We start from the raw sequence: 22,088 nt of genomic DNA, 5'->3' as shown, positions 1-22,088 counted from the left end.
CGACGACCCGAAGCTGCATGATGACCAGCCGTTTGTGTATTCTAATGTTTCATTCATATCATTTGTAAGCGCTGTCCACAAGTAGGAGAACGATTTAAAAATGAGGAGGATGCAATCAATGAATCAAACGCATAGTGAAGTACTGCCAAGTGAAGTATCAAAATCCAATTTAAGCAATTATGAGGAAGCGGTCGCCCGATTTTCTTGGGATGAAATCGAGAGCCATTTCACCTGGTACGATACGGGAAAAGTCAACATGGCTTATGAAGCGATCGACCGGCACGTAGCTGAAGGGCGGGGGGACAAGACAGCCCTGCTGTACAGCGACGCCGCCCGGGATGAAAAAATCACGTTCGCGCAGTTGAAGGAGCAGTCCGACAAGTTTGGTAACGTGCTTCGAAAATACGGCATCGGTAAAGGGGACCGCGTATTTATTTTCATGCCGCGCAGTCCGGAGCTGTATGCCAGCTTGCTTGGCATTTTGAAGGTGGGAGCGGTCGTAGGGCCCTTGTTTGAAGCGTTTATGGAAACGGCGGTAAAGGACCGTCTGGAGGATAGCGGTGCCGTGGCGCTCGTTACGACGCCTGCATTGCTGCCGAGGGTTAAACGCGATGAGCTGCCGGAATTGAAGCACATCTTTGTCGTTGGCGAAAACACGCCTTCGGAAGAAGGAATTTTGAATTATTTCAGCGAGATGGAAGCAGCTTCCCCGGATCTGGAAATAGAGTGGTTGGATCGGGAAGACGGCCTGATCATGCATTATACATCCGGTTCGACTGGCAAGCCTAAAGGCGTCTATCATGTGCAAAATGCCATGATCCAGCATTATTACACCGGCAAGGTTGTTCTCGACCTGCGGGAGGATGATATTTATTGGTGCACGGCGGACCCGGGATGGGTTACCGGTACGTCCTACGGGATATTTGCCCCGTGGCTGAACGGAGCGACCAATGTCATCCGCGGCGGGCGCTTCAGCCCGCAGGATTGGTACGGCACTCTTGAAAAATATAAGGTAACCGTCTGGTACAGTGCGCCAACGGCGTTCCGCATGCTGATGGGAGCCGGCTCCGACTTGATCGACCAATATGACTTGAGCAGCCTTCGTCATGTCATGTCGGTCGGTGAACCGCTGAACCCCGAAGTTGTGCGTTGGGGCTACAAAGCCTATAAGCACCGGATTCACGACACATGGTGGATGACGGAAACCGGAGCCCAGCTGATCTGCAACTATCCGAGCATGGCGATTAAGCCGGGGTCCATGGGACGTCCGCTGCCGGGCATAACAGCCGCTATCCTTGATGACCAGGGGCGTGAGGTTCCGCCATATACCATGGGGAATCTCGCGATTAAGACGCCGTGGCCTTCGATGATGAGAAAGATCTGGAACAACCCGGCGAAGTATGAGGAGTACTTCCGGATCCCGGGCTGGTATATATCCGGCGACTCCGCTTATATGGACGAAGAGGGATACTTCTGGTTCCAGGGGCGGATCGACGATGTCATCAACTCTTCGGGTGAGCGGATCGGGCCTTTCGAAGTTGAAAGCAAGCTTGTGGAACATCCGGCTGTCGCGGAAGCGGGGGTTATCGGTAAACCGGACGTTACCAGAGGAGAAATCATTAAAGCGTTCATCTCTCTGCGAGAAGGCTACGAGCCGTCCCAGGAACTTAAAGACGATATTTATCGTTTTGTTAAGGAGGGACTGTCAGCGCATGCCGCTCCGCGTGAAATTGAGTTTAAGGATAAGTTGCCGAAAACACGTTCCGGCAAAATTATGCGCCGCGTGCTGAAGGCATGGGAATTGGATCTGCCGACGGGCGATCTATCAACGATTGAGGATTAAATTTAAAAGGGTGCCTCCAAGGTCTACGCGACCAGGGAAGGCACCCTTTCTGCGTTGCGGCACACTGCAACATGTTTATTCTTCTTAGCAAAAAAAGCCGTCTCTTACAGCGATTGCTGGCGAGACGGCTTTTCTTGCCGTTAAACGGTATGCAATTATTCTTTCTCAAAGAATACCGTCGGTGAAGGCGACGATTCACCGAGCCCATTGACAGCGGTAATCCTGAAGGTTCCGCTAATGGGACCGTTGGCTTTAAAGTAATACTCTTGGCTTTGGCTGGAGCCGATCATTTGAAAAGCGTCGTCATTGTTGGGACTGAAGTAGACGTTGTACTGCGTGATTTGATCCTGCGGCGGATTGGCATTCCACGACGCCTTAAAGCCGTCGGGAGTTGCTTGGAATGTCGGCTGTCCCGGCTGCTGCGGAATGGATGCGGGCCCCTGCGAGGTATCAGGCGTTTCTTCCGCTGTTTGATCATCCGGCACGACAGTGCCGTCTACTTCGCTTTTCTTGTCAGGCACGGGATCCGGATCGGGTACAAACCCTGCGCCGACGATGGCGCTTGGCTCCGAAGTTTTACCTGCAACGTCCACCGCTACAACGTAATAAGATACGCTTGAACCCGAGCTTGTCACGAATTGCTTGGTATCATCGGCCATAACGACCCCACCTTCACGGACAAACGGGCCGCCGCTGATGGAGCGGTACAGTCGATATCCTACGACATCGGGAGAGCCGCTCGGGGCAAAGCTGATGACGGCTTTGCCGTTCTGGCGCGAATAATGCATGTTTTTCGGCGGGGTCGGGGCTCTGCCGTCGTCTACCCGCGGATCGATCTTCGTTGGCATACCTTTATTGGCATCCTCCGGAATGTAGAATTGCAATGGTTCATGATTTCCGCGCATGACGGCAAAGGCAGCTTCAAGTTCTTTGATTAATTCGTCGATCGGTTTTTCGCGTTTGATGACGACCCGCTCTTTCAGCATATCTGAAGGCGTTCCATCCCTTGGGATGTAGTTCGCGCCTCTGTACGTAATATATTTGGCTTTGGTCAGACTGTCGTCCACTTCCGTCGGCACGAACTTCGCGTTAAACAGGTCCGTCACGAACCTGTCGGTCAACGCCGACGGAAGCTTTCCGCTATAAGCCGATACCGTTTTGGAGACGATGCCCTCCGGTTTTTTGAACTCATGCGTCTTGAACAGATTCGGCTTCAGATGGATCGCTTCGTTCATGATTTTCGACCAAATTTGTTGGGCGTGTATTCGTTGCGGTTTATCCAAGGTGTTTACGGAATGCTTGTAGCCGACCCATACCCCAACCGTAACATCCGGGGAGAGGCCCATAAACCAGCTGTCTCCATAGCTTTGGCTGGAACCGGTTTTGCCGACGATCGGTACTTTATTGAAATGCTTGTAGTTGTCGCGAACCGTGTTGCCGGAGCCGTTGGTAATAACCGTGCGCATCATGTCGGCCATAAGATAAGCCGTCTGCTCGGAATAGACCTGCACGGGCTTGGCTTCGTGTTTATAAACGATTTTGCCGTTCGAGTCCACGATTTTTTCGATCATATAAGCGTCGACGAACTTGCCTTTGTTGCCGATGGAGGTATAGGCGTTCGTCAACTCCTCTACGGATACGCCGTAAGTGAGCCCGCCTATTCCGCCGGTCCCTGAAGAATAGTCCTCTTTTACGAGCGTGGTGATGCCGAGCTTTTTGGCAAACTCCCATGCGTTCTCAATGCCGATGGAATTATTGAACAGTTTAAGAGCAACGGTGTTCGTCGAGTTGTTCAATGCCTCTCTCGCGGTCATAAGGCCTTTATAACGCCAGTTTACGTTTTTAGGAATATGGTAACTGCTACCGTTCTTCAGTATGATCGGCGAGTCATCCACGATGCTTCCTGGCTGTACTTTACCCGAATCCAGCGCAGGCAAAAAGGCGGCGATCGGCTTCATGGCCGATCCGGGCTGCCGGACCATTTGGGTGGCATAGTTCATTTCCTCGGTTTTGAAGTCGCGCCCTTCGATCATGCCTAGGATGGCGCCGGTTTTGTTATCGATCATCATGGCCGCGGTCTGCTCTTTCCCTTTCGTTTTGCTGTCAGGGAAGAAGTTGCTGTCGTCCTCGGCTATTTTGCGCATGGCTCCGTATAAGGTCCGGTCGATCGTCGTATAAATCCGGTATCCTCCGGTACTGAGCTGCGTGCGTGCTTCATCCATCAGCTCGCCGTTTTCCTTCGTCTGTTCCTTATCGACGTCAGGATGGTTAAGCTCCAATAATATTTTTGAGGCCTGCCGCTCCACTTCCATCATGAGGTAAGGGTAGGTCACGTAAGCCTTCTGCGTTCGCGGCGCAAGCGATTTCTTAATGTCGAATGCTTTCGCTTTTTTTATACTGGGCAGGAGTGATTTTTCCTTCCTCCAGCATACGGTCAAGCACCAGAACTTGGCGTTTCAAGGCTCGCTTGAATGATTTTGCATCGAATTCGCCGACCCCGTTAAAAGCCGAATAGGCTGACGGGAGCTGTGGGAGACCTGCCAGATAGGCTGCCTGGGCGAGATTGAGCTTCTTCAGGTCGCTGATGTTAAAAATTCCTTTGGCGGCAGCTTTAATGCCGAATACGTTATAGCCGTTCGAACCGTTTCCGTAAGGACCTTATTCAAATAGGCGGTCATGATTTGTTCCTTGGTCAGGAAACGCTCCAAGCGAAAGGCCAGCAAAATTTCTTTGACTTTGCGGTCGCTTGTCTTGTCCCGGCTCAGAAACACTTGTCTTGCCAGCTGTTGGGTCAGCGTGCTTCCCCCGGTCTGGACCGGTTCATTTAAAAGACGCTGCTTAACGGCCCGGGCGGTTCCCATGAAATCGACGCCATCATGGGTATAAAAACGATTATCTTCAATGGATACAACCGCGTCAATGACGATCTGAGGTATCTCCGAATACTCCACGGGCCGCCGGTCTTCCTCTGTGCGAAGCTGCCCGATCGGAGAGCCGTCGCCAAAGTAGGCGAAGCCGGTAACGGCGTTATCGTTCATTTTCTGTTCGATAAGAGCTCTGGTTCTTACAGGCTCATCTTTGACAATAGAGGTTATGTAGCCGAAGACGGCTCCTCCCACGAACAGGGTACCCATGAGTCCAATCACGAAGAGCCAGCCGATGACCGATCCTATCTTTCGTCCAATGGATCGTTTAGGAGGGCGCTCGTTTTCAGGCTCCTGTTTTTTCTCCTCAACCATGAATGTTTACTCCTCCTTTTAACGCACCTATTATAGCATAAAACGAAGCTTTTGAATCATCGGATCGGATCCTGCCGCTCCCATTTATCGGAAAGTTGATTTTTTGATAGTCCCGGTAGCGGAATGATTTCCGTTGAGGCAATGAAGGGAAATCCCGTATTTAGCTGCAGGTTTCAATTCGAGGAGGGAACGAGGAAGCATATCATTCAGGATGAAAAAAGGAAATTTTCCTTGTCGGAGTGGCATGTTTGTAAATTATTATTTCATTTTTATGCAAAACGGATGTACCGGAGAAGATCTTTTTTGACAAAGAATCTGCTGGCGCATCCGTTTTGAAAAAGACGAAAAAACCCGGAAGCATAAAGCTCCGGGTTTTCGACCTTAATATTAACGGTTGTAGAATTCGACGATTTGCTTCTCGTCGATATCTTGAGACAATTCGGAACGCTCAGGCAGGCGGATGTACTTGCCTTCCATAGCCGTTTCGTCGAACTCAAGGTAAGCCGGAAGATGTACGCGGTTAGCCAAAGCATCTTTGATAGCGGACAGGCCGCGGCTTCTTTCACGAAGACCGATAACATCACCAGGCGTAACTGCGTAGGATGCGATATCCACTTTTTTGCCGTTTACGGTTACGTGGCCATGGGCAACCAACTGGCGAGCACCCGCACGGGAGTTGCTGAGCCCAAGACGGTAAACGAGGTTATCCAGGCGGCTCTCAAGCAGGAACATGAAGTTCTCGCCCGCGATACCTTTCATACCTGTTGCTTTATCGAACAGGGTGCGGAATTGCTTCTCACCCAGACCGTACATATGACGCAGTTTTTTGTTTTTCTTGAAGCTGCATTCCGTAGTTGCTCATTTTTCTCCGTTGGTTAGGACCATGCTGTCCCGGAGGGAAAGGACGCTTCAATTCTTTTCCAGTACCGCTGAGGGAAATACCCACGCGACGGCTCAATTTAAATTTAGGACCGGTGTAACGTGCCATTTAATATAGACTCCTTTGTAATTAAAGTTTCATTAGGGCTCTATTTGCGCCGTATTTGTTTACTACTGTCCGAAAACCCGGAAGATCTGACGGGAAAGTTCAGCCGCTGTCCTGTCAGCAACAAATATCGTGAGGGTGACACAACGTTCCGCCCAAATTCAAGGAATGCATTTGCATTCTTTTTCAACAATAAATATTATATGAAAGGATGCTATAAAGTCAAGATTAACATGAAGTTTAACTTTGTCTAATTTTGTCGATAGGACCAAGGACCTAAAAAAATATGAGCGAATTACCGAAAAACTGATGCAAAACCGGGTAGAAAAGAGTAAGATAGGGGTAATGCTAAATCGTTCTTTTTATCTGAATAAATATTGAATTTTTAAGGCTGCACCGCTGAACAGCGATGCGATTGCAGCTTTTAACAAGATGCGGATACCGCGAAGCCTGGACAAGGGGGATTTACGCATTCAACCGGGGGGGACTGGGTCTTTAGTCAGGTTTTTATAATGGTGCAAAGGAGCGCCCTTTTTATGTCAGAAGAACAACGGAAGGTTTCTGCAAGCTCTCCCGGTTCTACGGCCTTGTATTATGGTTCCGGGCGAGACCCAAAACAAGAATTCCATAAGTGGCCTCAGAATCTTGATATTACCCTTTCGGATTTGCCATATCTTCAGCCATTGCTTGAGGAAAGCTTTTGGGAGTGGAAGAAGGAGAGCGGCGGACTGGAATTCGTACTGAAAAGCGACTGGTGCATCGTGTGCCGGGAAGGAAATTGGCTTGCCGGGGATCCTGTCTTGCAGCCCTACTTTTCCGCGGGCGATGACGGCACGCTCCGAAGTGCTTTGGAGAATAGAGCAGCGGCAGCAGGCTTCAGTGAAGAACGCTTGGGGGGAAAGAACGTATGCGCAGTCCCCTTGTTTACCAGAAATCGCAATGAATTGTTTGCCGTTTTAGTCAGCGTTTCGCCGGCAGGAACAGCCATAGAGAAAGCCCGGATGATGACGGAATCGGCGGCGCTTTTGCTGAAGTCCTGCTTTTACCGCAGGTTTGAGCATATATTCGTTTCCGATCTGGAAAAGGTGTATGACCAGGCGGCAAAGGAAGCGCGCAGGCGTTCAATCCTGTTCCAATACGTCAAGCGGATGCATGCCCAGATCGATGTGGACGGGGTGCTCACGGAAGTGTTGGACAGCGTCCTCGACCTTTATCCGAATGCGGGAGTACGGCTGTTTATGTCCCAGGATCATCATAGCAGCCATCCTCTGGTCCGCCCGCTGCTTCTGCATCATTGGCAGGAGGAAGTCTATGTCCGCACTTTTATGGAAGGGACTTTAACGGTAAACCGGAGGGCTGAAGAGGGCAGGGTTGAAATCGGCGTGCCCGTAGGAGGCAAACAGGGGGTTTACGGCGTTCTTCATGTGGACGTCGACTCCGTTTTAATGGAAGAGATGGATCTGGAGCTGCTAGGAATGATGGCCGACGCTGCCGGAACAGCCTTTGAAAATGCCAAATTGTACGAGCAATCCAACCTGATGATCCATGAGTTGAGGATCATTAACGAACTGACCCAGCGATTGAACAAAAGCCTGAAGCTGACCGACATTTATCAATTTGCCAATCAGGAGCTGCGCAAATTACTTGAGGCGGAATACTGCTGCATTATGAGCCACAATGAGGAGCTGGGCGGACTTGAAGTCGTATCGTGCAATGCATCGTGGCTGACGAAAGAAGTGTTCGAAAAAGATTACGGACTGGCCGGAATCGTGTACCATTCCAAGGAGCCGCTGATCCTGTCGAATTACATGGAAGAGCGGCCCGCCGAATCGAGGCTGATGGAAACGACGGGCTCAAGCTCCATGATTGCCACGCCGCTTACGGTGAACGGAGAAGTGCGGGGAGTCATACTCCTGACCCATAGAAAAAAGCATTACTTCTCCTACGACAATTACCGTCTGCTTCAGGCTTTGACAAGCCACATCGGACTGGCTGTCGGGAATGCATCCCTTCATGCCGAAGTCAGGCGGATGGCCAATCGGGATATGCTGACCGAGCTGTATGCCCGCCACTATTTGGATGAGGCGATACATGAGTGCCAAAGCCGGGATTTTTGCGGTTCGCTTATCGTGGTGGATATCGACCAGTTTAAGCAGGTTAACGATACGTTCGGCCATCAGCGCGGCGATAAAATACTAAAGCAGGTCAGCGGCATCATAAAAACGTCCATCCGGCAAAGCGACATTCCAGCCAGATGGGGCGGCGAAGAGCTTGCCGTTTACCTGCCCGGACTCGGAATCGAGCAGACGCAGCAGGTCGCGGAACGCATTCGCCGGAGGGTCGCCGAGGAGACAGATCCGAAGGTTACCGTGTCCTGCGGGATTTCGGAGTGGAATTGGACGCATGACCGGATCAGCGTGGAATCATTGTTCTACCGTGCGGACATGGCGCTTTACGAGGCGAAAAACAGCGGTCGGAACCGGATCGTCGTGGAGAAAGCGGAGGAATCCGGGTGACGGGCGACAACAAAAAAACACTAGGCCTTGCGGCAAATCCGCAAGGCCTTTTTTGGCCGCCGCCAATGAAGAAGAAAGACGAAGTCGTTTTATTCTTGTATAAATGGGAACCGGGCGGTTAGCCTAAGATCATCAATCAGCGGAGGAATGATCATAGATGACGGCTGGAAGATTTCAATTTATATCACGGCAAATGTGGCTTTTCGTAAGTTTGGTTATGATTGTACAGGGCTGCCAGACGGAACGCATGACGGCGGAGGAACATTTTAACCGAGCTTTGGCCGGGCTGGCCGGCGTTGACGATTTAGCGTTCAAGGGAGAAACAGCCGTACGCAATGATGACAGCGGAATCTACAAACAGGCGGTCGTCTTCCAGGGCCAACTGCAAAATCATAGGCTGCTTACGCTGACGACTTCCCATCCAACCGGCAAGATTCCTAAAACGGCAGCCTATTCGGCCGGAGGGATGAATATGGATGGACTGAAGGGGAAAATGAAGTACGAAAACGGCAAATGGATGGCCTTGACCGCCGGTTTTTCGAATACGGATTGGATGGCACGCTTGAATCCGCTGGAACAGCTTGAATATATCGGAAAATCGGATAAAACCGTTACAGAGGAATACGGCGCGGCCCGGGGCACAAGGGTGCTGCGAATCCAATTGACTCCGGAGGCCTCCCGCCGTATGACGGCAGAGGTGCTGAAAGCTCAGATGGAGAAGCTTCGAAGCCGGATCTTCGAGAAGGGAGATATCCTGTACACACCGAACGGAAAGGCACGGAAAAGGCTGCTTGCCGTATGGGAACGGGAAAACCGTGAGATGAACCGGATGCTGGAACAGAGCCAGGCCGCAGCGGTATACCACTTGACGGTGGATAAAACCTCCCGCTTGCCTAGGAAGCTGACCTCGGAGCGGGTGCTGGAGTTTGCCGATCCGTCGGGGCGACAGCGCATGGAGACGCTGGTAACCGAAATTCATTTTTCGGGTTACAAATAAAACCCTTGCCCACCCCCGGCTGACGCGAACGATCTGCCGTGCTACAATATAGGAATGAAATTTAACCGCTGTTCAATTGTTTGGGCATAGGGCAGCGGATCAGCTCAAGGAGGGAACAACCCATGCGTGATCCAAGAATTCAGAAGCTGGCCGAGAATCTGGTCGGTTATTCGGTAGATATGCAGCCGGGCGAAAATGTACTGATCGAAATGATCGGTTCCGAGCGCGACCTGCTTAATGCCATCATTGAAGAAGTAGGCAAGAAGGGCGGGCATGCTTTTGTCCAGCTGACAGACAGAACGGTGCAACGCGCCATGCTGAAAAATGCAACGAAGGAACAGCTTTCTTTATGGGCCGAGCTGGATTTGGAACGGATGAAGAAGATGGACTGCTATATCGGCATCCGTGCCGGCGAGAATGTAAACGACCTGTCAGACGTTCCGGAAGAAAATATGAAGCTTTACAACTCGATCTATCAGCATTCCGTACATAGCGAGGAACGCGTTAAGCGCACCAAATGGGTCGTGCTGCGCTATCCAAACGCAAGCATGGCACAGCTTGCAAACACGAGCACGGAGGCTTTTGAGGACTTTTACTTTGACGTGTGCAACCTGGATTACTCCAAAATGGACCGTGCCCAAGACCCGCTGGCCGAATTGATGAGAAAGACCGATAAAGTCCGCATCATCGGTCCGGGAACCGACCTCAGCTTCTCGATCAAGGGCATCGGCGCGGAGAAATGCTCCGGACAAAAAAAATATTCCGGACGGCGAAGTTTACACCGCACCGGTACGGGATTCCGTTAACGGCACGATCTCATACAACACGCCGACCCTGTATAACGGGGTGACGTTTGAAAACATCAAATTCCGCTTCGAGAACGGAAAAATCGTAGAAGCTACCGGCAGCGATACCGCCCGTCTTAACGAAATTCTCGATTCCGATGAAGGCGCGCGCTATATCGGCGAGTTTGCGATCGGATTCAACCCGTACATTCTGTCTCCGATGAAGGACATTCTGTTTGACGAGAAAATCGCGGGCAGCCTTCACTTCACGCCAGGTCAAGCTTATGACGTAACGGACAACGGCAATCGCTCATCCATTCACTGGGATCTTGTCCTGATCCAACGTCCGGAATATGGCGGCGGGGAAATATACTTTGACGACGTTTTGATCCGCAAGGACGGCCTGTTTGTCGTTCCCGAGCTCGAAGGGCTAAACCCGGAAAATTTAAAATAAGACAAAATAGGTTGCATGGGAAAACGGATTCAATGTATCATGAAGGAGCAATGAAGCAATGGTTTTTATTTTTATGATACGGAGGGATTCGTATGTCGAATAACAATGCAGCGGTCGTGGAAATCGCCCAAACCGCAGGCCAGTTTACTTCCTCGATCGTTTTGCAGGCCGAAAACAAGTACATCGACGTTAAAAGCATTCTCGGTTTGTTCACTACGCTGGTTAGCCATCAGAGCTATGAACTGCATGTTCACGGGCCGGATGCCGATGAAGCGAAAAAAGCGATGATCGACGTATTTAACAAGCACGGCTTGAATGTAAACGTAGTAGCCGAGTAGTTTCCGAAAAAACATCTTTCCTTTTTCAGGAAAGGTGTTTTTTAATGATCAGGCGCATTAACGGGTACTTTAGAACTGGTCCTTGTATTGACTTGCGATTTCGTCTAATATTAGAGGTAGTAACCGTGCTGTGATATTGACATAGGGGGGAAGATCATGACTTCATCTGATTTGCAGGAACAGCTGAATCTTAAAGCGATCAGTCTTCTACATGAAGATGCAGATAAAATTCAAAAGCTCATTGAAGTGCAGATGGAGAATCTGGCAACCCGTTACTGCCCTCTCTATGAGGAAGTGCTGGATACCCAAATGTACGGGTTTTCGAGAGAGGTCGACTTTGCGGTACGTGCCGGACTTCTTCCTGAAGCTGCAGGGAAACAGCTGTTAAGCAAGCTGGAACGCAACCTGGCTCTGTTGTATGAAGCCATGAATCAAGCAGAGTAGCCTGTCCTAGACAGGCGATACATAGAAACGCATGCGTAGGGAAGGATGGCATGCGTTTTTTTGAAGAGATAAGAAAGTACAAACTTCAGAGGTTTGCCATCCTTATATCGCAAGAAAAACTTCCGCTATATGCGGTCTGGCTTCCCCTTGAAAATGTGCGTCGATAGACGTTTTTCTTAAGAGATAAGAAAGTATAAACGCAAAAAAAAAAGCGTCCGGCGGATTTTCTGTTCGCCGGACGCTTTTTGCGCGCCTAGTCTGCCTTACACCAAATAGAAGGAAAAGCCCAGAATGACATAGACGGCCAGAAGCATCAGCCCTTCATACCAGTTGGTTGAACCATCCTGGGTAATCGACTTGGCAATAAAGACGGCTACGCCGATCGCCACGAGCTCGATGGTGGTAAAGACGATATCCATCGTGTTGCCCATGAAAAAGCTGATAAACACCAATACAGGGGCCACGAACAACGCGATCTGGAGACTGCTGCCCACGGCAATCTCGACGGCGGCTCCGATCTTGTTTTTCATGGCCAGCATAATTGCCGCGCTGTGCTCGGCGGCGTTGCCGACAATCGCGACCAGAAACGCGCCGACGAACAGCTCGCTGAGACCGTACTCGTGGCTGACGGGCTCCAGGACGCCGACAAGCCATTCGCTGACAAAAGCAACCATCACCGTCGCAACAATGAGGTACAGGACGGAGCGGCCTTTGGACCAGGTAGGGGCATGCTCGTGAGGAAGTTCCTGCGCACTTTCGTCGCTGACGTCAGCCAGGTAGTTTTTGTGCGTGATCATGGAGAAGAAGAGCCAGGCAAGATAGGAGACAATGAGAATGCCGGCTACAACCAAGCTCAAAAACTTCGTGTCCGACTCGGTGATGGAGTGGGTGTTCATGAACACCGCGGGAATGAAAAGGGCGATAATGCCCAAAATCATCAGCGACCCGTTCAGTCCGGCCAGGGTAACGTTATACTTTTGGATTTTAAATTTGAGGCCGCCTGCGAACAGGCTCAAACCGAGAACGAGGAGCAGGTTCCCGATAATGGAGCCGGTGATGCTGGCCTTTACCATATCGTATAATCCCTGTTTCACAAGCAGGATGGCGATGATCAGCTCCGCTGCATTGCCGAAGGTCGCGTTCAGGAAGCCGCCGAGCCGCTGGCCGGCATAATGGGCGACGCTTTCTGTCGCTTTTCCGAGAAAGCCCGCGACGAAAATAACCGAGATGGCTGACAGAATAAACTGCAGCGTAAAGTTCCAACCTAAGAAGTGCCCTGCCGCACTCAGCAGGAAGGTGATAATCAATAATGCGGGACTAAGCCATTTCTTCAAGGAATACACCAGCCTTTTAATAAGATGTAAGAGAGTAAATTCGGAGCTATCGCCTCCTTGCATCGCAAGAAAAACTACCCTTAAAGCGGTCTGCCTTCTTCTTTTAGTTTGCGTCGACAGATGTTTTTCTTATGTAAATAATGAATTACCCTTTAACACTATACCCAAAAATTTCGAGGAAATAAACGCTAAAATAAACACGGATTTGCTTTTTATACCGGTTAGGATTTACAATACGGATAATGAGGGTGAAGGAGGATTTTGGCATGGCGGAACAACTTCAACTGGATAACGGTTTAATTCGGATATCGGATGATGTCGTCTCGAAAATTGCAGGAATGGCGGCCTTGGAAACCCCCGGGATCGCCGCGATGTCCGGAGGATTGTCCGAAGGCTGGGCTAAACGTCTCAGCGGCAAAAACGTGCAAAAAAGGCGTAACGGTGGAAGTAGGCCAGTTGGAAGCTGCGATTGACCTGCGCATTATCGTACTGTACGAGACACCCATACATGAAGTTTGCCGCATGCTCCAACAGAACGTCCGCGAAGCGGTAGAGAGCATGACGGGGCTCCGGGTCGTTGAGGTTAACGTTAAAGTCGAAGGCGTTTCCTTTAAGGATGACGAAATTGAGGACATCTCAAGCCGGGCTAAATAAGCGGGCATGGCCCGCCAGTTCGACAAAAAAAATAACCAAGAAAAAAGACTACCGGACACCCGGTAGTCTTTTTTAAAGGACGAGGGAGCTGAAACAACGCAAACTCCCCTAACGACCTTGCCTAAATAAATTTCGCATCATGCGGATTATGATCTTCTGCCCGGCACGTTATAGGACGTTTTTTCGCACCACGGACTTCACCTTTTCCTCCTGTACGGGCCGATTGCTCTCCCTAGAGATGCTCAGCATGATTCCCATGGCAAGCATCATCACGAGCAGCGAGGAGCCACCGTAACTGATGAAGGGAAGGGTTACGCCCGTAATCGGAATGGTGTTGGTCACGCCCCCGATGTTGATAAACGCCTGGATCGCGATCAAGCCCATGATGCCGATGCCCGTCAACGTTCCGAAGGGATCGGGGCAGCGCAGCGAAACGATGATGCCCCTCCATATGAAGTACAGGTAGAGCAGCAAAAAGATCGTCGTGCCGATAAAACCGAATTCCTCGCCGATGACGGAAAAAATAAAGTCGTTGTACGGGTTCGGCAGGTAATGCAGCTTCTGCACGCTTTCGCCGTAGCCCGCGCCCGTAATTCCGCCCTGCCCAATGGCAATGAGGGATTGAACAAGGTTGTAGCCGGTGCCCGACTGATCCTTGAACGGATCGAGATACGCCTCGATTCGGCCCATTTTGTAGTTGCTGCCATCGGCCTGCTGGGTCCCGCCGCCCGATACGGCGTCGAACAGGGAGCCTACGCCGATCGTCAGCGCCAATCCGAGGGCAACGAGCGAAATACAGGCGGTGATATGCTTGATGCTTGCGCCGCCGGCATAGATGACCAGCCCGCTTGTCGCCACCAGAATGAAGGTGGATCCCAGATCGGGCTGCAGCATGATCAGGCCGGCCACGACGCCGACGATAATCAGCACCGGGAAGAATCCGCCCTTCCACTGGCGGATCCGCTCCCCTTTTTTCGTGATCAGGGCCGACAGGTAAACAATGGTTGCGATTTTGGCGAGCTCGGTCGGCTGGATGCCAAGCTTGCCGAGGTTAAACCAGCTGGCGGCGCCATTCGTAGCCTTGCCGATCAGACGACGAGAATGAGCAATATCAAAGTTATGAAAAAAACGGGAAAAAAGAGCTTTTTTATATTTCTTGTAATTGATGTTCATGGCGACCAGCATCACAAACGTGCCGATAACGGCGAAGATGAGCTGCCGCTTGGTAAAATACAGCGGGTCATAGCCGAATTTCTCGCTAATGACAGTCAAGCTTGAGCTGGAACTGAACACCATGATCAATCCAAATCCCACCAACAGCAAGGTAAGGATCAACAGCTGAAAATCCGGCGTCCCTCTCTTCGGCTGTGGTTTAGTATTACTCATAAGCCGGCTCTACGCTTCAAGAAGCGTTTTCAGCTCCTGCAGCTTTTTGGTTGCGATATTCAGCACCGGTTGCGGGGCAGGGGATTCGTACTCCAGCCCGTGAGGGAACGTCGCTCTGCCGAGGTAAACGGCTTCAATTTGAAGCACGGCATCGGGCTTTTCGAGCTTTCCTTCCACGGCGCGGGTGTTGATCCGCAGGTAGTAGTTCTCATCGCTTTTTTTTGTCCTCGATCTTCAAATCGTATGTAGCGCGGTAGTATTCCCATTGCCAGCGGATAAAGCCCACCTTTTCGGCAGTTTCATCCAGAAATGCCAAATCACTTTTTAATCCGTCCAAGCCAGTATTTTCAAAAATCATGGCGTTATTAACCCCCTTAATATGTCCCTACAAAGTTCTTTAAATATGATAGTATGTTTCCTGGACTTGTGCAAGCCCGCGGGGCTTGCGAAACGGAGGCCGGGCATGGACGGAACAAGGGGGAACCGGAGGGCCGGGAAGTTCGGAATTCGACCATTTTGAAGTATTAGAGCCGCCGTTTTTCTGATACAATGGGGTCGATGGATAAGAAGCGGCGTCGGCGGTTGACTCCGAAAGGTTTATATAATCTTATGAACAGCTCATAAGAAAAGGAGAAACCGCCATGAACCGAATCATTTATGAAACGGAATATTATGCCGTTGAAGAGACGAAGACGAATGAAATCGTTGTGTTTGACCTGATCCCGGAATCCGCTTCCGTCGTGGTCATCCACAATGGGTGCATCATGCTGGTGTCCCAGTACCGCGAGGCTGTAGGGGAACATACCCTGGAGCTGCCCGGCGGAACGGTTGGACCGGGAGAGGATAGGACTCTTGCCGTTCAGAGGGAGCTTGAGGAAGAAACCGGCGTGCTGTGCGGGGAGATTACATATTTGGGAAGCGCTTACCCCATGGCGTCGCTTGCCAACAGGAAAGTGTTTTTCTATTTTACGGAAGACGTGAAAAAGGTTGCGGAGCTGCGGCAGGCCAACGACGAGGATGTGCCCGTTTGGGTGCCTCTGAGAGAGGTTTACCGGAATTTAAGGGACGGCGGTTGCCATGACGCCGCCCTGGGACACGCGCTGCTGTTGTGCACGCTCCGCGGTTTGCTGGAGAGAGATTGAGCCGCTTAAGTGGGAAGGATGGATCGAAATGAATGAAGACGTTTGTTTGGAACAGCTGTTTCCGAAGATGGTGGAGTGGCGCCGTTATTTGCATCAACACCCCGAGGTTTCCTTTCATGAGGAAAAAACGTCCGCTTATGTTGAAGCGCGCCTAAAGGAAATGGGATACGAGGTCAAGACGGGCATGGGGGGACATGGCGTCATGGCGGTTCTCAGAGGCGGGCTTCCGGGCAAGACGGTTGTCCTGCGCGCGGATATGGATGCCCTGCCGATCCAGGACGAGAAGACCTGCGAATACAAATCGACGGTAAGCGGGGCCATGCATGCTTGCGGCCATGACGGACACACGTCCATTTTGCTGGCGGCTGCGTCTTACTTTAAAGCGATGGAAGAAAAGGTCCGCGGCGAGATCCGCTTCATGTTCCAGCCGGCGGAGGAGGTGTGTCCCGGCGGCGCGCTGGGAATGATCGAGGCCGGGGCGCTGGATGGGGCGGACGTCGTTTACGGTCTGCACCTGTGGACCCCGTTCCCGATCGGGACGGCGGCCAGTGCGGCGGGGCCGGTCATGGCGGCGGCGGATGAGTTTTTTATCGATATCACCGGCCGCGGGGGACACGGAGGCATGCCGCATGTGACGGCCGATGCCGTTGTGGCCGGATCTGCGCTTGTCATGCAGATGCAGAGCATTGTCAGCCGGTCGGTCGATCCGCTTCAGCCGGCGGTCGTCACCGTCGGGACGATCCAGGGAGGCTCCGCCCAAAACGTGGTTGCGGACCGCTGCCGAATTACCGGAACGGTCCGAACGTTCGATGAAGAGACGCGAAAGCTGATCGGGGCCCGGATCGAAAGAATCGCCCGGAACACGGCGGAGGCTTATGGAACGGAGATGTCGATGGAGTATTTGACGGGATATCCTGCGGTCGTGAATGACGAAGCCGAGGCTGAACGCTTTTTCCGGACGGCTCCGGAAGTCTTCGGGAAGGAACATGTTCTGCTGGCGCCCAAAATCATGCCCGCCGAGGATTTTGCTTATTATTTGCAAAAGATCCCCGGATGCTTCATGTTTGTGGGTGCCGGAAATGAAGCGAAAAATGCCGTTTATCCGCATCATCACCCGAAGTTTGATTTTGACGAGGATGCCATGCTGCACGGCCTGAAGCTGATGGTTCATATGGTGGAAGCTTATCAGAATGAGCCGGAGCAGTCGTAGGGGCAAGGATTTGTTCCGATGCATGGAATCGGGATATATTGGGAACAGTAAGCTTGGGGAAGTTCATATCCGTTCACGCGGGTAGGGACTTCTTTTTTTTGAAACATTTTTCTGCTTGCGAACGACGCTATGGAATATCAAGGGGGAATGGGAATGACGAAAGAAAGGCCTTGCATTGTTCAGCGCGATCGGACCATTTTGCTGGAGGTAAACCATGCCGGCTTTGAAGAAGCCAGGGAACAGATTTCGCAGTATGCCGATCTGGTCAAAAGTCCTCCGTCCTTTCATACATACCGGATTACTCCTTTATCTTTATGGAATGCGGCGTCGGCGGGGTGGTCGGCCGGACGGATCCGGGAAAGCCTTCAGTCGCTGTCCCGCTGGAATGTCCCCGCCGCCCTGCTGGAAGATATAAACCGCCTGATCGAAAGATACGGCCAGCTGTCTCTCTTAAAGCATCCGGGAAAACCGGGGGGCCTGATTCTCCGCGCATGCAGTTCGAAAACGATGGAGGAAGTAAAACGGAAGCTTTTGCTTGACGCGGCTCGTTTACGCTATGTATCGGATACCGAAGCGGAAGTCCCTGCCGGGCTAAGAGGCATGCTGAAGCAGGAATTGACCCGTCTCGGTTATCCGGTGCTGGATTATGCGGGCTACCAGGACGGCCAGTTTTTGCATATCCGTTGGCGGGGAGAGGAAGGAGGAGCGGGCCAAGCGGAACGGTTTTCCCTTCGGGACTACCAGCAGGAGGCGGCCGGGACGTTTCGGGACAGCGGAGGGCTGGGCGGAAGCGGCGTGCTGGTCCTTCCCTGCGGTGCCGGAAAAACGATCGTCGGGATGGCGGCCATGCGGGAGCTGCAGTGCGAAACGCTGATTTTGACCTCGAATACAACCTCGGTCCGCCAGTGGATGGCCGAGCTTGAGGACAAGACGACCCTAACTTCAGCCGAAATCGGCGAATATACGGGGAGCAGCAAACAGGTAAAGCCGGTTACGGTGGCGACCTATCAAATATTGACCCACCGGCACGGCAAGGAGGACGAGCTGCGCCATATGAAGCTGTTCAACGAACGCAGCTGGGGGTTGATCATTTATGACGAAGTCCATTTGCTGCCCGCTCCGGTCTTCCGGGCGACGGCGGATATTCAAGCGACGAGGCGGCTGGGCCTCACCGCTACGCTGGTGCGGGAGGACGGAAGGGAGCATGACGTGTTTTCCCTGATCGGTCCCAAGCGTTACGAAATGCCCTGGAAGACGCTGGAGGAAAAAGGGTGGATCGCCTCCGTGGAATGCGTGGAGATGAAAATTCCGCTCCCGGATCAAGTCAGGGAGAAATGCCTCTGCGCGGGAACCCGCGAACAATACAGGCTGGCATCGGAAAATCCGGCCAAGCTGGATGCCGTAAAGCGGCTTATGGAGCGCCACGGCGAGGCCCAGACGCTGATTATCGGCCAATATCTCGATCAGCTGAAGGACATTTCCGCAAGTCTGGACCTTCCGCTTATATCCGGCCAAATGCCGCAGCCAAGGCGACAAGAGCTTTACGCAGCTTTCCGCAGAGGGGATATCCGCGCGCTCGTCGTCTCGAAGGTGGCTAACTTTGCCGTGGATTTGCCCGACGCTTCCGTCGCCATTGAGGTTTCCGGAAGCTTCGGCTCCCGGCAGGAGGAGGCGCAAAGGCTGGGGCGCATTCTGCGGCCGAAAAGCGGGGATAACCGGGCTTATTTTTATGCTCTTGTGTCACAGGACAGCCGGGAGGAGGCATTTGCGCTTCGGCGCCAGCTTTTTCTCATTGAACAGGGCTACCAATACCGGACGGAGACGATGTCTTCGATCGGCAGCCGTCTTCCGGCAGAGAGGGTTTTATTCGGATCCCGTAAGGAGGCGGCTGAAACAACATGAGCTTTATTCAGGCGAAGGATGTGCCCGGTCTTTCCGGGGCGAACGAGAAAGTGCTGAGCCGAATCTGGCGTGCTTTCGCGGGCCAGCCCTTTGATGACGATAAACTTAAGAAACTGGACGTTCCGCCCCTATGCGGGGCCGAGGTGCTGGTTTCCTTTGCGGAGCTTCGGGAAGAAGGCTGGATCAAGGCGGTTAAAAAAGCTTGGGGAGAGCGGCTGTACTTTATTCCCGAAGACAGGCTGCCTTTTCTGCAGGAAATCTTCTTCACGATTCCGGAGGGCACGGTTGATGTTTCTGCAGACGCGACGGAGCAAGAGGCCAAGGCCGGATTGGCGCTGGATCTCTTTAATGCCCTGGTTTACGTCTCCAGGAATGAAGGCCTTCCGCTTACGTCAAAGGGCACCGTGCATAAAAAGCATGTTTCGAAGCTGGAAGACACGGACAGCGGAATCACCGGAACAGAGATTTCCCGAATCGGTTTGAGATACGCCCATGAGGAGGCCTACCCTCCCCGGGCTGCCGTTCTGCTCGACCTCATGCTGAATCTCGGACTGGTCGTTAATGAAAGCCATTCATTGACCCTGCAGGAGGATGCTTTGAAGGAATGGCTGGAGCTGCCGGAGGAGGAGATGAACAGGCAACTTTTTCAAAACATGATGGGACGGTACGGCGGCAACCAACCGGAAAGCCAGCATTTCAGGCGGCTGCTGTGCCTTGAAAGCTTGAAGGCGGATGCGTGGCACGACGTCGACAGGCTTCTGGAAGGGATGGAAGCGGCCGGCATGGTCAGGGCAGAACGCCTTCCGTCTTTGAAGGAAGAGGCCCGAGGATGGGTGCGGTTTCTGGCAGGAGCGGGATTTGCCGATTCCGGAGTGTCCCCGGGCGGGAGCCTGCTGATCCGCTGGAAGCTTTCGGGACGCAGCCTGCTGAAGGCGGAAGAGAGAGCCTTGGATGCGGTCAATGGGATCGAGGGATTTCTTTTTGTCCAGCCGGATTACGAGGTGCTTGTACCGCCCGGCACCCCGTTTACCGTGCGATGGCAACTGGCGTTATGCGCCGAGCGGGTATCCGATGACCATATGTCGGTTTACCGGCTTACCAAAAGCTCGGTAACCTCCGCTGCCGACCTTGGCATGAGCCCGGGGGAGGTCATGCGGTTTATCGAGCGGCAATCGGCGTCCGGCGTTCCCGAAAATGTCGCGAACGCCCTGGAGCAATGGGGGCGGGAAGTAGGCAGAACCGCCTTTGCGGAGATCACGGTCCTGCAATGCGAGACGGCGGAGGAAGCGGAGCGGATAGCTCGCCACCCCAAGATTGCCGGACGGATTCACCGGCTGGGACCGCTGTTTTTTGCCGTTCAGCCGGATCAGCTTCCGGAAATCCGCAAGCTTTTGACATCTTTCGGCCTTCCGCCCAAACGCGGAGTTGGCGGTTTCGGCCAAATTTCCGGCTTGCCGGAGTCGGGGCTGTTTGCCATGGATAACGGGAAGAATAACCCGAACCGTTACATGAATGGCGGATATGACCCGATTTCTGCTGCGGGCATCGTATACAGCGGGCGTACAGTACATTTCTACGAGCCGGATCAGGAAATTCCGGACAAGCTGTCGCTGTTCCCGGGCATAACCAAAATTCCGCTCATGTGGACCCGGGATTGGCGCAGCTATCACAGTTCGACCGCCAGGGAAATCATGGAGCTTGCCCTTGATTGGAGGGCTGCCGTTGAACTAGGCTTCGAGAGCGGTAAGAAGAAATTCATCCCGAAAAGCATGCTGCGCAATCCATGGAGGGTGTTGGGCGAACTGTATGAACCGGAGTCGTCAACTTCCTCCCCTGCCGAGCTTTCGGAAGAAGACTGGCAGGAAATGAAATTGCAACTTCCGATTGCTCCTTGATGCGATCCCGAAAATGCGAAATCAGGGAATACGTTTCAACGGAGCTCTCGCGGCGAAAGCATTCTATCGACTTAAGTGCCGTCTGTCCGGTTTTCCCTCTTCTTATGATCAACTTCATATGCTATGATAAAAGAGGCCTATCCTTAACGGGTATGCCTAAACTATATACAGAAGCGGGATGAGTTCATGAGCGTATCGGAAATAAACACGGTCGATATGGCCGAGGTGCTCACCTATGCCTATGAATTGGGCGATATGATCAATGCGTCCGTCGAGGTGGCGGATTACCTATATTGGAAGCAGGCGGTCGAGAACAACCCGGAGATTCAAGCTCTGGTGAAAAAACTCGAAGCCCAAAAGGTCCTTTTTGAGGAAACCGAAAGGTTCGGCCATTTTCACCCGAATTATCATGAGGCCAAAGAAAAGGTCATGGCGGTGGAGGCCGAGCTGGAAGCTTTTGAAGAGGTTGCGCGCTTCAAGCTTGCGGAAAAAAACCTGGATGACATGCTGTTAAACATGTCGGAGAAAATCGCGTTTTCCGTATCGGATACCATCAAGGTACCAAGCAACAATCCGCTTCCCAAGAAAGGATGCGGAAGCGGCGGGGGCTGCCAGTGCGGATGACCGGCGGAAGGAAAAGATAGAGGGGAAAGCGAGGCGGGACCAGAATGTTGGCGGAACGAACCGGTTTTATTATTTGGGTGAGTGATGTGAAAGCTGCGAGAAACCTTGAGAAATACGGCAGCGTGCATTACATCTCACGTCGCATGCAGTATGTCGTCATGTACGTCAACGCTGATCGTGCCGACGATACCATGAAAAATATTCGAAGGCTTTCCTATGTCCGGAAAATTGAGCGCTCGTACAGGAACGAAATAAAAACCGAGTACAGCAGCAATGTTCCCGACAAGACCCGTTTTTTTTGGATTGTAGACCTCTCCGGGGTTCGACCGTTCGGATTGCC

The 22,088-nt window shown here is 52.3% G+C and carries 12 protein-coding genes and 6 pseudogenes; 13 read left to right on the top strand and 5 right to left on the bottom strand.

The window, feature by feature from the left end; genetic code table 11:
* Nucleotides 1-118: 118 nt before the first annotated feature.
* A complete protein-coding gene (gene acsA, locus XI25_RS22525; protein WP_046680318.1) occupies nucleotides 119-1,843 on the top strand; it encodes an acetate--CoA ligase in 1,725 nt (574 codons plus the stop codon).
* A 155-nt stretch (nucleotides 1,844-1,998) separates the two neighbouring features.
* On the opposite strand, the pseudogene XI25_RS22520 reads toward acsA, so the two are convergent.
* Both XI25_RS22520 and rpsD read right to left on the bottom strand, forming a co-directional pair.
* Nucleotides 1,999-5,082 (bottom strand): annotated as a pseudogene (locus XI25_RS22520) (transglycosylase domain-containing protein).
* A gap of 387 nt (nucleotides 5,083-5,469) precedes the next feature.
* Nucleotides 5,470-6,070, bottom strand: a pseudogene (gene rpsD, locus XI25_RS22510) (30S ribosomal protein S4).
* 533 nt (nucleotides 6,071-6,603) lie between these two features.
* Here rpsD and XI25_RS22505 point away from each other — a divergent pair.
* The 5 genes and pseudogenes from XI25_RS22505 to XI25_RS22485 all read left to right on the top strand — a co-directional run bounded on the left by XI25_RS22505 (nucleotide 6,604) and on the right by XI25_RS22485 (nucleotide 11,601).
* Nucleotides 6,604-8,583, top strand: a complete 1,980-nt coding sequence (locus XI25_RS22505) for a sensor domain-containing diguanylate cyclase (RefSeq protein ID WP_046680315.1) — start codon at nucleotides 6,604-6,606, stop codon at nucleotides 8,581-8,583.
* Between the two features lie 157 nt (nucleotides 8,584-8,740).
* The gene (locus tag XI25_RS22500) at nucleotides 8,741-9,580 is read left to right on the top strand and encodes a hypothetical protein (RefSeq protein WP_052759713.1); all 840 of its coding nucleotides are present in this window, start codon (nucleotides 8,741-8,743) and stop codon (nucleotides 9,578-9,580) included.
* Nucleotides 9,581-9,702: 122 nt separating this feature from the next.
* Nucleotides 9,703-10,819 (top strand): annotated as a pseudogene (locus XI25_RS22495) (aminopeptidase).
* 92 nt (nucleotides 10,820-10,911) lie between these two features.
* Nucleotides 10,912-11,157 carry an HPr family phosphocarrier protein gene (locus tag XI25_RS22490; protein WP_046680314.1) on the top strand — a complete coding sequence of 82 codons (246 nt, stop codon included), beginning with the start codon at nucleotides 10,912-10,914 and terminating at the stop codon, nucleotides 11,155-11,157.
* A 156-nt stretch (nucleotides 11,158-11,313) separates the two neighbouring features.
* Complete coding sequence (locus XI25_RS22485) at nucleotides 11,314-11,601, top strand: YlaN family protein (protein ID WP_046680313.1); 288 nt, start codon at nucleotides 11,314-11,316, stop codon at nucleotides 11,599-11,601.
* 263 nt (nucleotides 11,602-11,864) lie between these two features.
* Here the strand turns inward: XI25_RS22485 and cax are convergent, their stop codons facing one another.
* Nucleotides 11,865-12,935, bottom strand: coding sequence for a calcium/proton exchanger (gene cax / locus XI25_RS22480; RefSeq protein ID WP_046680454.1), 1,071 nt, complete (start codon nucleotides 12,933-12,935; stop codon nucleotides 11,865-11,867).
* Nucleotides 12,936-13,201: 266 nt separating this feature from the next.
* Between cax and XI25_RS22475 the strand changes: the two are divergent.
* A pseudogene (locus tag XI25_RS22475) lies at nucleotides 13,202-13,589 on the top strand (Asp23/Gls24 family envelope stress response protein).
* A 168-nt stretch (nucleotides 13,590-13,757) separates the two neighbouring features.
* On the opposite strand, the gene ftsW reads toward XI25_RS22475, so the two are convergent.
* Both ftsW and XI25_RS22465 read right to left on the bottom strand, forming a co-directional pair.
* Entirely contained in the window at nucleotides 13,758-14,975 is a 1,218-nt protein-coding gene (gene ftsW, locus XI25_RS22470; protein WP_082112469.1) for a putative lipid II flippase FtsW, read from the bottom strand.
* 9 nt (nucleotides 14,976-14,984) lie between these two features.
* Nucleotides 14,985-15,333: pseudogene (locus tag XI25_RS22465) on the bottom strand (YugN family protein).
* A gap of 283 nt (nucleotides 15,334-15,616) precedes the next feature.
* On the opposite strand from XI25_RS22465, the gene XI25_RS22460 reads away from it, so the two are divergent.
* The 6 genes and pseudogenes from XI25_RS22460 to XI25_RS35145 all read left to right on the top strand — a co-directional run.
* Nucleotides 15,617-16,117 (top strand): NUDIX hydrolase, encoded by a 501-nt coding sequence (locus XI25_RS22460; RefSeq protein ID WP_046680312.1) that lies wholly within the window; start codon nucleotides 15,617-15,619, stop codon nucleotides 16,115-16,117.
* A 28-nt stretch (nucleotides 16,118-16,145) separates the two neighbouring features.
* Nucleotides 16,146-17,327, top strand: a complete 1,182-nt coding sequence (locus XI25_RS22455; protein WP_046680311.1) for a M20 family metallopeptidase — start codon at nucleotides 16,146-16,148, stop codon at nucleotides 17,325-17,327.
* Between the two features lie 153 nt (nucleotides 17,328-17,480).
* Nucleotides 17,481-19,229, top strand: a complete 1,749-nt coding sequence (locus XI25_RS22450) for a DNA repair helicase XPB (protein ID WP_046680310.1) — start codon at nucleotides 17,481-17,483, stop codon at nucleotides 19,227-19,229.
* Nucleotides 19,226-21,124, top strand: coding sequence for a helicase-associated domain-containing protein (locus tag XI25_RS22445; RefSeq protein ID WP_052759712.1), 1,899 nt, complete (start codon nucleotides 19,226-19,228; stop codon nucleotides 21,122-21,124). The genes XI25_RS22450 and XI25_RS22445 overlap by 4 nt, the downstream gene beginning before the upstream one ends.
* 186 nt (nucleotides 21,125-21,310) lie before the next feature.
* Nucleotides 21,311-21,748, top strand: a complete 438-nt coding sequence (locus XI25_RS22440; RefSeq protein ID WP_046680309.1) for a YlbF family regulator — start codon at nucleotides 21,311-21,313, stop codon at nucleotides 21,746-21,748.
* A gap of 44 nt (nucleotides 21,749-21,792) precedes the next feature.
* Nucleotides 21,793-22,047, top strand: a pseudogene (locus XI25_RS35145) (YlbG family protein); the annotation flags it as partial.
* Nucleotides 22,048-22,088: the final 41 nt, after the last annotated feature.

The sequence above is a fragment of the Paenibacillus sp. DMB20 genome (assembly GCF_000987955.1).
Lineage (GTDB): Bacteria > Bacillota > Bacilli > Paenibacillales > Paenibacillaceae > Paenibacillus_AQ.
The sequence above is the reverse complement of the archived record's forward strand: the minus strand, read 5'-3'. Positions and strand labels throughout refer to the sequence as shown.